This window comes from Pseudomonas sp. Pse1, from assembly GCF_024519635.1.
Lineage (GTDB): Bacteria > Pseudomonadota > Gammaproteobacteria > Pseudomonadales > Pseudomonadaceae > Aquipseudomonas.
Genome location: NZ_JALJRO010000007.1, coordinates 1 through 13,483, shown reverse-complemented (window position 1 = coordinate 13,483; position 13,483 = coordinate 1). Strand labels below are relative to the sequence as shown.

At 62.5% G+C, this 13,483-nt stretch carries 9 protein-coding genes; 5 read left to right on the top strand and 4 right to left on the bottom strand.

The features are described 5' to 3' along the window. Positions 1–549: 549 nt before the first annotated feature. A complete protein-coding gene (locus tag NR126_RS12360) occupies positions 550–732 on the bottom strand; it encodes a hypothetical protein (protein WP_146118216.1) in 183 nt (60 codons plus the stop codon). Between the two features lie 88 nt (positions 733–820). Here NR126_RS12360 and NR126_RS12355 point away from each other — a divergent pair, with 88 nt between their 5' ends. From NR126_RS12355 to NR126_RS12335, 5 genes are all read left to right on the top strand, one after another. Beyond that, complete coding sequence (locus NR126_RS12355; RefSeq protein ID WP_027616269.1) at positions 821–3,094, top strand: TonB-dependent receptor; 2,274 nt, start codon at positions 821–823, stop codon at positions 3,092–3,094. A gap of 49 nt (positions 3,095–3,143) precedes the next feature. Continuing rightward, positions 3,144–5,615: a TonB-dependent siderophore receptor gene (locus NR126_RS12350; RefSeq protein WP_256830318.1), complete on the top strand. Its 2,472-nt coding sequence runs from the start codon at positions 3,144–3,146 to the stop codon at positions 5,613–5,615. Between the two features lie 264 nt (positions 5,616–5,879). Continuing rightward, complete coding sequence (locus NR126_RS12345; protein ID WP_256830317.1) at positions 5,880–6,641, top strand: ABC transporter permease; 762 nt, start codon at positions 5,880–5,882, stop codon at positions 6,639–6,641. Between the two features lie 9 nt (positions 6,642–6,650). After that, positions 6,651–7,412, top strand: coding sequence for an ABC transporter permease (locus NR126_RS12340; protein ID WP_027616266.1), 762 nt, complete (start codon positions 6,651–6,653; stop codon positions 7,410–7,412). 11 nt (positions 7,413–7,423) lie between these two features. Beyond that, entirely contained in the window at positions 7,424–8,218 is a 795-nt protein-coding gene (locus NR126_RS12335) for an ABC transporter ATP-binding protein (RefSeq protein WP_027616566.1), read from the top strand. Positions 8,219–8,223: 5 nt separating this feature from the next. On the opposite strand, the gene NR126_RS12330 is transcribed toward NR126_RS12335, so the two are convergent. The 3 genes from NR126_RS12330 to NR126_RS12320 all read right to left on the bottom strand — a co-directional run bounded on the left by NR126_RS12330 (position 8,224) and on the right by NR126_RS12320 (position 13,481). Further along, positions 8,224–11,580: an ImcF-related family protein gene (locus NR126_RS12330; protein ID WP_256830316.1), complete on the bottom strand. Its 3,357-nt coding sequence runs from the start codon at positions 11,578–11,580 to the stop codon at positions 8,224–8,226. Next, complete coding sequence (locus NR126_RS12325) at positions 11,564–12,697, bottom strand: hypothetical protein (RefSeq protein ID WP_256830315.1); 1,134 nt, start codon at positions 12,695–12,697, stop codon at positions 11,564–11,566. Before NR126_RS12325 ends, NR126_RS12330 begins: the two co-directional genes overlap by 17 nt. A gap of 136 nt (positions 12,698–12,833) precedes the next feature. Continuing rightward, positions 12,834–13,481, bottom strand: coding sequence for a DUF3304 domain-containing protein (locus NR126_RS12320; protein ID WP_372826356.1), 648 nt, complete (start codon positions 13,479–13,481; stop codon positions 12,834–12,836). Positions 13,482–13,483: the final 2 nt, after the last annotated feature.

The window sequence follows — 13,483 nt, the reverse complement described above, 5'->3', positions numbered from 1 at the left end:
GTCGGGCCGACGCTTCGCAGCAATGGGCCTTTTCAGCAACACCGCATCGACTTCATCGCCAGCAGGCTGGCTCCCACAAGTTTTTGAGCTGCGCCGGCTTTCCTGAATAGGCCGGCCGGTAGGCCGCCTCGGGTGCTTTTGATTTTGATTCACCGGCCCCGTCGGGAGGCTGAGCGGAGGTATTCATCCGGGGGGAGCGCGTAGCGCGCTGCGGCGCAGCCGCAGTCTTCGAGAGGAGGTGCCAGCGAAGCCAACCGGAGGCGATGACCCACGGATGGATACCGGAGCGAAGGTACCCCGAGCCTAAGCGAGGGGCCGGACGCTGGGGCAAGCCTTTTTGGGTACTTTTGGCTGGGCCGGCATTCCGGGCGTTTGACAAAAGTGCCTCGCCGTAAGGGCGAAACCATAGGTGGCCGTTACCGCAGGAATGGATATGTACACAAAAAGACCGCGATCGCTAGCAGGCTAGCTCCTACAGGTTCTGCGCAGTTCAGGAATTAAGAGCAACACAGCTCATGTGGGAGCCTGCTAGCGATGAGGCCGGCACATTCAATCTATTAGTTTTCTGATACAGCCCATCGCGAGCAGGCTCGCTCCTACAGGGAATCCACTGCACCCAAACTGCTGCTCCAGCAGCACCTCCACAGCAGCCATTGCTGAATACTCGACAACCCCTTCAACTGGCCACTGCCCGGCACTGAAACCCACGCTTAAAAAATCAAATAAATTCATATATTTCAACACGTTAAAACAACTAACAAGCCTTGGCACGATCTCTGCTCTACCCCTCTCAGTGAATCTTTTCCGGGGGAGTAAAACCATGCACACACTGAATCCAATCACCAAGGGCATCTGGCTCGCTTTGCTGCTGGCAGGGGGCACCGCCAGCGAGGTCGCACTGGCGGCCGACACCACCGATAACCAGGCGTCGCCGAGCAGCACCGAACCCGCGCTGAAAACCGTCACCGTCACCGCGCAGCACCGCGAAGAAACCCTGCAGGAAATTCCGGTGGCGGTGTCGGCGATCCAGGGCACTAACCTCACCACCGACGGCGTGCGCGCCATGGGTGACATCACCACCTTCGTGCCCAACGCCTCGGCGAAAAACCCGGACGGCGACGGTCGACCGCGCTGGTACATTCGTGGCCTCGGCACCGGCGATACCGGCGCCGCCACCGTCTACCCGGTGGGTATCTATTCCGATGACGTCTACCTCAACGCACCGATCGCCGGCGGCGGCCCGCTGTATGACCTGGAACGCATCGAGATCCTGCGCGGCCCGCAAGGCACGCTGTACGGCAAGAACACCACCGCTGGCGCAGTGAACATCATCTCCAATAAACCGAGCCTCGATGCCCCTACCAATGGCTACGGCACCGTCGGTGTCGGCAGCAAGGACGAACGCATCGTCAGCGGCGCGCTGGGGGGCGTACTGGTGGACGAACGCCTGGCCGCACGGGTGGCGCTGTATTCCGAGGAGCGTGACGGCTTTGCCGATAACCTCACCGATGGCCACACCTACGGCGACGTCAACAAGAAAGCCGTGCGCGTGCAGTTCCTCGCCCAGCTCAACCCCGATCTCGAAGCGCTGCTGAAAATCCACGCCCGCCAGCACAATGGCGACGGCAGCAACGGCTCGCTGCCGGTGGGCCGCTACTACAACGTCGGCTACCAACGGCCGAACGGGCGCGACATCGAACTCAACGTCAAGGAAGATGCCAAGCTCGACCACGACGGCACCTCGCTGACCTTCAACTGGAACCTGGGCGACTACACCCTGACCTCGATCAGCGCCTACGACTACATTCGCGGCCAGTCCACCAGTGATGCCGACTTCACCCCCTACGAAGTCAACGGCGCGGCCAAGGCCGACAACAAGTACAGCCAGTACTCCCAGGAGTTTCGCCTGGCCTCGCCGCAGCAGGAAACCCTGCGCTGGCTGGCCGGCGCCCACTACTTCCACGAAACCCTCGACAGCGCCGCCTCGCGTTTCATCACTCCCGGCCCGACGCCCAACGGCAGCGGCTCGAACCAGATCGGCGCGACCGATGTGCGCAACCTCGACTACGACCACAAGACCGACAGCTACGCGCTGTTCGGCAACCTGACCTACGACTTCACCGACAACTTCACCGTCACCGGCGGCCTGCGCTACACCCAGGAACGCAAGGAGATCGACCTCGACCTGCTGCAACAAACCCGCACCAGCGCCAACGGCCCACTGGTGCCGCTGCCCGGCGTCGGCACCAACGGTAATCGCCAGGAAGCCAACACCTGGGAAGCCTGGACCTATGACGTGACCCCGGAATACCGGATCAACGACAACCTGCGGGTGTTCTTCCGTTACGCCCACGGCTTCCGCTCCGGCGGCTTCAACACCGGCCTGTCCACCAGCCTGGCGCAACTGACCACAGTCGATCCGGAGAAACTCGACGCCTATGAAATCGGCCTCAAGTCGGAGTGGTTCGATCGCCGCCTGACCGCCAACGCGAACATTTTCTACTACGACTATTCGGACATTCAGGTGAACCTACTGACGGTCAACAACGGCGTGCTGACCACCGCCTTGACCAACGGTGCCTCGGGCAAGGTCCAGGGCGCCGAGCTGGAACTCGAAGGCCAGCCGACCGACTACCTGCACCTGCGCGCGGCGATCTCGTTCCTCGACACCGAGTACACCGACTTCAAGAACACCAACCCCAACACCGGCGCGGTGACCGGCGACTACAGCGGCAACAGCTTCGTGCGCTCGCCGCGCAATGTGGTCGCACTGGGCGGCGACTACACCTTCCCGCTGGAGATCGGCGGCAAGCTGGTGGCCGGTGGCGACGTGACCTTCCGCGACAAGGAATACTTCCTCGCCGACCGCCAGAGCAGTGTCGACAAGACCATGAGCCAGCCCCACTACACCCTGGCCAACACCCGCCTGACCTGGTTCAGCCCGGATGAGCAACTGAGCGTCACCGGCTTCGTCAACAACGTCACCGACCGCCGCTACCAGGTCCACGGCCGGCCCAACGGCACCCTCGGCCAATACGTGATCACCTACGGCGACCCGCGCACCGTCGGCCTCAGCGTGACCAGCCGCTTCTGATCCCTTGCCCTTGCCCTTGCCCTTGCCTGCACCCGAAAGGAATCCGCTCATGTTCCACCACACTCCCCTGGCCAGCGCCGTCGCGCTGGTCATCGGCAGCCTTGCGCTGCCGATTTATGCCGCCGACACCCAGCCAGCCCCCGCCGGGGCCACTGGAGATGCCCTCGACACCGTGGTCGTGCTCGGCACCCGCCGCAGCGACCTCACCGCCCTGCAAAGCGCGGCCCCGGTGGACGTGCTGTCCAGCGAGCAATTGCTGGACACCGGCGCCAGCGACCTGTCCACCGCGCTGACGGCGCTGTCGCCGTCCTTCAGTTACCCGCAATCGCCGCAAGGCGCGTTCTCTGGTTCCATCGCCCAGGGCGCTTCGCTGCGCGGCCTGGCCTCCGACCAGGTGCTGGTGCTGGTCAACGGCAAGCGCCGCCACACCAGTGCCAACGTCACCCGCCAGGGCCTGGTCAATGGCCGCGGCGCGGCGGCGGTCGACCTCAGCCTGATTCCCTTGAGCGCGATCCAGCGCGTGGAAATCCTGCGCGACGGCGCCGCCGCCCAGTACGGCTCCGACGCCATCGCCGGGGTGATCAACATCGTGCTCAAGGAAAAAGACGACGGCGGCAACGTCGGCTATCGCTTCGGCGGCTACGACAAGGGCGACGGCCTGCAGCGCAAGCTCGGCGGCTGGAAAGGTTTCACCCTGCCCAACGACGGCTTCCTGACCCTGAGTTTCGACGCCGGCAACCAGGACCCGGCCAGCGACACCAACCCGGACAATCGGATCTTCTACCCCGGCTCCACCAGCATCAACACGCCCAAGGAGCAGAACAACCGCTACCGCACCTGGCGCTGGGGCTCGGGCAATGTCTCGGACCAGTACAACCTGGTGGCCAACAGCGAAATCGGCATCGGCGAAGGCCTGACCGCCTACGGTTTCGCCACCTATTCGCACAAAAACACCGACGCCGAAGGCTTCTTCGATCCACCGACGACCCTGCGCAGCAACTACGGCAGCAATGCCCTGGCGCGCTTCCCCGATGGCCGCTTGCCGGTGACCCGCTACTCCCTCGAAGACTACGCGGCCACCGGTGGCCTGCGCCTGGAAGACGAGCAACTGGGCAAATTCGACCTGGCGCTGAACTACGGCGACAACCGCCTCGACTCCGACGACCGCAACGCGATCAACCCGAGCTGGGGCGCCGGCAGCCCGCAGAACATCTACACCGGCCGCCGCGACGCCGACCAGACCAACCTGACCCTGGACTGGGTGCGTGACTTCCCCACCGACCTGCTGTTCAAGCCGCTGACCCTGTCCGCCGGCCTGGCCTGGCGCCAGGAAAACTACGAGCTGAGCGCCGGCGAAGCGGCGGGCTGGCAAAACGGTCCGCTGTTCAATACTGTCGATCCACTCAGTGGGCGGCGGATTCCTGGTTACTACTCGGGGATCACCCAGGTCGACGCCGCCTCCCTGGATCGCCGGGTGTTCGGCGCCTATGTCGACGTCGAAGGCCAAGTCACCGAGAAATTCCAGGCCGGCGTGGCGCTGCGCAGCGAGCACTACTCGGACTTCGGCGACACCACCAACGGCAAGCTGTCGCTGCGCTACGACTTCACCCCGCAAATCGCCGCGCGGGCCACTGCCAGCACCGGCTATCGCGCGCCGTCGCTGGTGCAGAGCGGGTTGTCGTCGTTCAGTGTGCAGGTAGTCGAGCAGCCACCGGGCAGCGGCAACTTCGTCGAAGTACAGCAACGCACCCTGCGCGCCAACAGCCCGGAAGCGGCATTGCTCGGCGGCAAGTCGCTGAAGCCCGAGGAGTCGACCAACTACTCTCTGGGTCTGGTCTGGCGGCCGCTGGCCAACGCCTCGGTGACCGTCGATGCGTACCGGATCAACATCGACAACCGCATCACCCTCTCCGACCAACTGCCGGCCTCGGTGGTCGCGCCGATCTTCGCCGGCACGCCCTACGCCAACATCCAGAGCGCGGCGTTCTACACCAACGTCGCCGACACCCGCACCGACGGTATCGAGCTGACCGGCAACTACCAACTGGACCTGGCGCAATGGGGGCGCCTCAACCTGAGCAGCGGCTTCGCCAAGAACCGCACGGAGATCACCCAACTGCGCGATGTCGGCAATATTCGCGGTGATCAGATCGTCGGCCGTGCCACCCAGGGCTTGATCGAGGACGGCACCCCGGAGACCAAGCTGGTGCTCAGCGCCAACTGGCTGTACGACAACTGGGGGGTGACGGTCTCCCAGCGCCGCTACGGCGAATGGACCAGCCGCAACGCGAGCAACCCGGATCTCGACCAGACTTACAGCTCGCAATGGGTCACCGACCTCGACCTGTCGTACACCTTCGACAAGGCGTTGAAGGTCTCGATCGGCGCGATCAACCTGTTCGACACCCACCCCGACGAAGCCGAAGGCGCGCAGTTGTATGGCGTGCCGAAGTATTCGATCACCAGCCCGGAAGGCGCCCAGGGCGCGTTCTACTACACCAGCGTCAGCTACGAGTTCTGACCGCGACTGCTGCCGGGGTGTTGCCCTGGCAGCAGTGGTTGCTGATGCAGCATCAACTGTAGGAGCGAGCCTGCTCCGGGCGGCGTTCCGACGTAAAACTTCAGGGCGCCGCGTTCAGACAGAAAGCCCGCGTTATCGTTGACGCTTTTCGCGAGCAGGCTCGCTCCTACAAAAGCCCCAATTGAACATCATTGCCGTCAGCATGTGCCACATGGCACAGCTCTTGCGATAGCCCCTGGGTACTTCGCCGAACCAAGGCCCGCCATGCGCAACCATCCGCTGTTCAACACCTTCACCTGGCTGATCTCGCCCCTTGCCCTGCTCCTGCTGTGGGCCGTGGTGGCCGAGGCGGCGATCTTTCCACGCAACCTGCTGGTACCACCGCTGCAGGTGCTGCAGACCTTCGAGGCGCTGCTGGCCAGCGGCGAGTTGCTCGAACACCTGGGCAACAGCCTGTCGCGCCTGGGCCTGGGTTTCGCCATCGGTTCGCTGAGCGGCCTGGCCTTCGGCGTGCTGCTGGCCCTGTCGAAAACCGTCGAGGCCTACTGCGCACCGCTGTTCCATACCCTGCGGCAGATCCCCAGCATCGCCTTGATCCCGATGTTCGTGCTGCTGTTCGGCATCGACGAAACCTTCAAGATCATCATCGTCGCCAAGACCGCGTTTTTCCCGGTGGCCCTGGCCGCCAGCGAAGGGGTCAAGGCGATCCCGCGCAGCTACTTCGAAGTCGCCGACGTCTATCGCCTGCGCTGGCCGACCCTGGTCCGCGAGATCGCCCTGCCCGCTGCCGCGCCGCCGATTATCAGCGGTTTTCGCATCAGCCTGACCCGCGCCTGGGTGGTGCTGGTGGCCACCGAGTTGCTGGCGGCCGACAGCGGCCTGGGGCAGATGATCGAAATGAGCCGGCAGATGCTGCGCATCGACGTGGTGATGGTCGGCGTGGTGGTCACCGGGGTGATCGGCTTCGCCCTGGACTTTGCCTTTCGCCGCCTCGAACAGCACCTGTTTCGCTGGCAAACCCGCTAGGAGCCGGACATGAAGCAACTACTTGGAAAATTACGCGGCCTGCTGTTGCCGCTGCTGTTGATCGGCGCATGGGAATACGCCTCGCGCCAGGACGCCGCCGGAGCCTATGCCTTTGTGCCGCTGGCAACCATCGGCCAGGCGCTGCTGGAACTGCTGGGCAATGGCGAGTTGTTGGTCAACCTGCTGGCCAGCCTGATGCGCACGAGCAGCGGCCTGGTCCTGGGCATCGTGCTCGGCGTCGCCCTGGGGATGTTGATGGCACTGTCGAGCGTCGCCAACCGCCTGATCGGCCCACTGTTCCATGCCGTGCGCCAGGTGCCGATGCTCGGCTGGATTCCGTTGATTGCCATGTGGTTCGGCAATGGCGAGTTTTCCAAGGTGCTGATCGTCACTCTGGCGGCGTTTTACCCGATGGTCATCAACACCTATCAAGGCTTCAGCCATGTCGAGCGGCGCTATCGCGAAGTCGGCCAGGTGCTGGTGTTGAGTCGCGGGCAACAACTGCGCCACGTACTGCTGCCGGCCGCCCTGCCGAGCATCGCCACCGGCGTACTTCAGGCCCTGGCCTTCGCCTGGGTCACCGCCATCGGCAGCGAACTGTTCCTCTCCTCCGGCGCCGGCCTGGGCAACCTGATGATGAACGCCGAGGCCGGCGCGCGCATGGAAATCATCGTCCTCAGCGTGCTGTGCATCGGCCTCGCCGGCTACCTGATGACTCTGCTGTTTACCCTTGCCAGTCGCCACTTGCTGCGCTGGCGCAACACCCGTTGAAAGGTCCCGAAATGAACGCCATAGCCCATACCTTTGCCCCCCACAGCAGTGCCTTGCAACGCGGCGCACTGGACATTCGCGGCCTGAACAAAAGCTACCGCATCGAAGGCCAGCCCCTGCCGGTGCTACACGACATCAACCTCAAGGTGCGCCCCGGCGAATTCGTCAGCATCCTCGGCGCCAGCGGCTGCGGCAAATCCACCCTACTGCGGCTGCTGGTCGGCCTCGAAGCCGACTATCAGGGCGAAATACTGCTGGACGGCAAACCCGTGGTCGGCACCAGTCTGGAACGCGGCATCGTGTTCCAGGACCACCGCCTTTTCCCGTGGATGACCCTCAGCCAGAACATCGCCCTGGCCCTGAAAAACCATCCGCTGTCGCCAGCAGAAAAACAGCGTCTGGTCAGCGAGCACATCGCCCTAGTCAACCTCGAAGGCTTCGAAAACGCCTACCCGCATCAACTTTCCGGCGGCATGGCGCAACGCGCCGCCATCGCCCGCGCGTTGATCAATCAACCCAAGGTCCTGCTCCTCGACGAACCCCTCGGCGCCCTCGACGCCCTCACCCGCGTACGCCTGCAACACGAACTGCAACGCATCTGGGTGCAACAACGCTGCACCGTGATCATGGTCACCCACGACATCGAAGAAGCGCTGTACCTGGGGGATCGGGTGATCGTCATGGATGCCCATCCGGGGCGGATCAAACATGAGATCCGCGTGGATTTGCCCCATCCAAGGGATCGGGGGTGTGGGGTGTTGCAGGGGTATAAGGAGCGGTTGTTGGAGGAGTTGGTGGGGCATTGAGCCGTTCAGCCGGTCTTCTTTTTCCTCACCACCGGTTTGGGCTTCGCTCCCTCTTGTAGAAACACCTCAGTCGGCAATTCAAACCCGCGTAGTTTCAGCAACTCCAGCGGCCCGGTACCCAGTTCGGTGCGTAAATTCCAGGTCAGTTCCAGGTTGTCCGGGGCTTTGATTTGCACGCGCATCTGGCTGTCGCTGTCGTTCAGCGGGGTGATGCGTGCGTGTTCCAGCAGGCGGATCAGGCCCCAGGTGCCTTCGTAGTCGGCGAACAGGCGTTCGCCGGTGTAGACGCTGGTCCACAGCAGGCGGCTGCCGGGGTGGTTGCTGGTGCCGGGCCAGGTGAAGCGTTGCCAGCGTTCGCGCTGGTTGAAGTAGTGATGTTTTTCGCCGTTGAGGATGAAGGTGGTGTCGACGATGTCGCGCACACCTTTGCCCCGCAGTTCGAAGCTCAAGCCCAGGCCGCCGTCGGTAAAGAGTACGTCGGCGAGTTGGCTGAGTTGATTGATCGCCGTGAGAAATTGCGGGTTGAAACGCAGGCCCTGGCTGTGGCGAGTGTCGGCGACCCAGCGCTGGCCTTCCTTGCGCAGTACGCCGCCGAGTTGCTGCTGGAGAAATTGCTCCAGCCGTCCGGAGTCGGCGCGAATCATCTGCCCGAGCATCGGCAGCGAGGCATCGCTGGTGGTCGCGGCAAAGGGGTAGCGACCGGCGAACGCGCTGTGCCATTCATTGACGATCGAGCGTTGCCACTGGCTGTTGAGGCCCGCTGCCGAGGGTTGCAAAACCCGCTGCCAGGCTTGTTCCAGCGGCTGCACAAACAGCGTCTGGCCGATGCCGTCCCACTCGGCGCCGAGGCTGGCGGCCAGCAGGCTGCCGTAAGATTGAGTGTCGGTGAGGTCGACGTTTTGTCCTTGGAACACGCTTTGCGCCAGGGCTTGGGTCATTTCTTGCGGATTGGTCGCGTTGCTGACTTGCTGCAGTTTCAGGCGAACCCGGGTAACGCGGTTGAGGAAGGCAGCGAGGCTCAGGCGCTCGGGGTTTTCGCTCTCTTTGCCGATCAAGGCCAGCAAGGGGCCGAAGGTTGGGTCCAGCGGGCTGGTCGCTCCGGGTAGCTGTTGATCGATGACCGCCACCGCGTCCTGATTGATGAGTTTTTGCGCCGACTTGACCAGCGATTCACTGAACGCCGGACCACGGGCACCGGCCTGACCCTGATAGGCCAAGGTGTTCATCAGCGCAATCAGCGGCGACTGCCGCGCATCGCTCATCAGCGCCAACTGATCGATCACCTCGCCCAGGCTCTTCACTTCTCGCCAGCGCAGGCCGTTGAGGAAGTTCAGCCAGGCGTTGGCGTAGTCCTGAAAATAGCGCTCGGTGAGACGTTGACGCAGTTGCTCGGGCGTCAGGTCGGCGGCGATTTCGTGGTAGCTGTCGCTGAGCACCCAGTCGATTTCCTCGCGACGCTGCTCGGCGATGGCGTTGATGGCCTGACGCACCTCGCCTTCCCAGGCCTGTCGGGTGAACACCCCGGGCACTTCCGCTCGGCTGGAAAACAGCGCTGAGGCATCGGTGTCGCCGACCATCTGCGCCAGACGCAAAGCCGGGGCCTGATTGGCGGCATCAGCCAGGACTTTTTCATAGAGGCTGGCCTCGGCGTTGCGCTGACCGAGTTGGCTGAGCAGCACTTGCCGGGCCTGGGCCACCAACTTCGGATCGGCCTCGAGGCGCCAGTCCGGGTGGGCCGGCAGTTGCTCGGCGTAGAACTTCCAGAGCTCGGGGGTGAGCGCTTGCCAGAGGCCCGGTGAAATACCGTCGCGCTCGGTTTCGGTCTCGCTCAGGGTCTTGGCGAGAAAGGCACTGTCGACCTTGTCCGGACGCGTCAGCATCAAATAAGCCTTGAGCTGATCGTAGGCCTGGGCCGAGAGTTTGCTGCGTAATGGGCTGTCAGCCGGCAGCTTGATCAGGCGGTTCAGCGCGGCGTTCAGATTGGCCGCCGCTGGATCGCGCAGCAGACGCTGATTAGCCTCGACGTAACGCGGCCACAGGGCATCGAGCAAGGCGTCGTTCTGGTTCAGGCCAAAACGCTGATACCAGGGCGTGCCGTGGGCGGCGCGGTAATCCAGGCGGTCGAGCTCGCGGGTCAACTCGGAAAACGCCCGAAGCTGTGGGTCGCCCTGCTCCGCCGTTTGCAGGGTCGCGAGGGAGTTCTGCAGATGGGCGATCTGCGTGCGGTTGCTGGTGAAGGACAGCAGCATGCCGACGCCCCAGACCAAGGCCAGTCCCAAGACCAACCGATATGCGACCTGCGTCGCTGGCCAGCCGAGGCGTTTAATCCGCTGCTTGCGCCCATTCAACACCCCGGCCCAGGCCGGCTCATGGGGCCAGTGATGATTATTGGATTTTTCCCCAGCGGGTAAAGGCAAACTGAACCACAAACCGCGCAACGGCAGGCTGCGAGCGTACATGCCGAATAACGGTGCCAGGACTTGGCGCCAACGGGCGATGCCTTCGACCTGCAGATCCCGCGACAGGCGCAGCAGGAAATCGTGTTTGAAGTCCTTGTTCACTTCTGCCCAGCCTTCCTGGCGCAGCGGTTGGATCAACGTCTGCAACGCATCGTCAATGGCTTGCGCGGTCGTTTTTTCTGGCAGCGCGCAACCGACGGCCTGGGTTGGACGCATAGGTTGCGGCCATTGACTGTCGCACACCTGCCACACATGCAGCGGCAACGACCAACCCAGTTTTGTGGCCAGCTCACCCAGACGTGTCACACCATGACTGAGGATTTGTTGTTCTTTGCTCTGTGCGGGTGTCAGGGCCCAGATCACGCCGTCGAGGGCGCGCCAGCGGGTGAGTTGTTGGCACAGTTCGGTGACCGAGGGAGTAAGCGGCGCTTGTACGCTGCCGCCCCAGAGCAGGACGTTGTGTTCGCCGTGTAGCCAGTGGTCCTGGGACAGGTGCGGGGCGATGGCCTGGATTTGTTCAGGCTCGCCGATGACCAGGTACAGGCGGGTTTTTCGGCGCCAGAGGGGGCCGTGCTGGAAGCGTAGTTCGCCTATCATCTTTGACAGACTGGTTTGCGCAGTAGCCTTTAACACCGGCGGCGGGGTTGTCCGCGACGCCCCCACCAGCTTGCGGACTCCGCTCAAAAATGTATGCCAAATCAATATCGCTATCACGAAACACAACGCCCACAGCGAAATAGCCTTGAGTACCATTTCGCGCAATTGCGCATCATTTAATGGCTGTGCACCGCTCCATAACCACCAGGCCGCGCATCCCACGGCGACCGACACTGCCAGGATCACGGCCAGTAATAGCACCGTTGCCAATGGCGAAAATTTCGAAGCTTCAACTGATTGAGTCATTGGGTTTCACCACTCCAAGGGCAAGGGTGTAGTAGGGATCGTTCGCCAGCCAGGCGCACGGCACTTGGTGCTGTTCGACATACCAGGCCGCCAGCGTCTGCACGACCATGGCCTGCAGACTTTCCAGAGCTCCAAAGTTGGCGTCTTGCACGTGCTGCGAGGTGTTCCAGCCGTTGATTGAAAGATCGGCTACATGGGGCTGGATGAACGATGGGCAGACGTCAGGTGGCGTTGTCAGCTCGCTCTGTTGCAACGCCCGATCGGCGACGACTTGGAGGGGCTCGGTGTCCACCTCGAACCATTCACCGCGAGACAAGCGCACGCCCTCTTCGGCACCCAATAACCAGAGCACCGCAGCCTCTCCAGCTGGCGACAGACTCTCCGGTTGCGCGACTGTGGACTGGCAACCGGCGCAGAGGATTCGGGCGCCCGCAGGCGCCACCTGCAGTTGGTCGATGACTGCATTCAAACTGCGAAGGCCCAGCCAGGGCTGCGGTTTTTCCGGCAGTTGCATCTTCGGAAAACAGCGCGCCATTTGTTCGACAAAGGCTTCCCAGGACGACTGCGAGCCTTGCCAATAACAACCTATGGGTTGCACCAATGGTTGCTCCGCGCGTTGTGCTTGCCATTGCAAGGCAAGCAGGATCGCCAGGTTGCGCTCACGCTCAACAAAGTCACTGCCATGCACCTGCAGAAGACGAACAGTCTGTCCTTCAAGAGTTTTCTCCGGTACCGGAGGCTGATGCTCCGAACTGAACAACCGAAGTCCGTGTTGCGCAGTGGTGCAGGCTGCTCCAAGCAACACCGCCTCGACCAAACCGGCGCTCTGCCGATGATGCTCCCACCAGAATTCATGCTCCTGGGCTACCGCCATGGCGTAACACTCGGCGTTATGTTGATTGAAACGAAAGAACAGCAGGCGTATCAGCAAGGCCAGTATCAGCATCAACATGGCACCGGCCACACTGACCAACATAGGAAGTGGTTCAACATAAGGCCGCAACAGCACACTCGCACTGCTCGACATCACCAGCAGGCCCGCTCCGACTGCCAGCCAGCGGGCGTACGCGGGTGCCTGGGCGCTGGGGTACGGCGCGAAATCTGGAGCGTGATTCATGAGATCACCCAAGGGCTGGGGATCCAGAGCGCTTGCATGGATCCCCAGGCACAGCAGCGGCCATCCTGCACTTCACCGCCAGACTCTTGCGGCGTGTCTCCTTGACGTATTACCGGTTTCATTGGGTTTGCTCCCGCTATCTCGCAGATGTTTTAGAAGGACATGACTGCGGCTGCGGCAAATGCAGCGGCGTCTTGATCGGGTATTCGGGACTGCCGTAGGCATGGCAGGAGGTGGTGACCTGGAGTTCGTCGCAGGGCAGGAAGTGCACGGTGAGGCCGCAGACTTTTTGACCGGTGTAGTCGGGGATGGGGACGGATTGGGTGTGTTGGCGTTTTTGGGCCCGTATATTGAAGCGCTTCACAAGAGTAATGGAAACACCGAACTCTTCCACTAAGGCTGGTTCCATTGCAGACCACAGTTGATCGCGCATCTCAGTCGGCAAAGAATCTTTCGGCACTTTAAATGGTGCACCATTTGCAAAAGCGTCGGCGTACAAGTCATTCAGGGCAATTTGCGAAAGGAGCAGACGGTCGTCGTCGCCAACCGCCTTACCCTGATCCCCCGGCGGATACCCCCCTCCCTGATCCGAATGCACCCCCGGATAAATCACTTCCGTGGAATTTGCCGGATACCCACCACTCTCCTGCCGAATCGACTCCAGCGGAAAACACAGACGCTGTTCATGACTGGCCACGATATGCAGGCAACGCTTAACCAGACGTTCCGGTATCTGTTGATTGCCATCGGCCCAACTCATATGACCGGTTGCCCCCGGAAAAATAT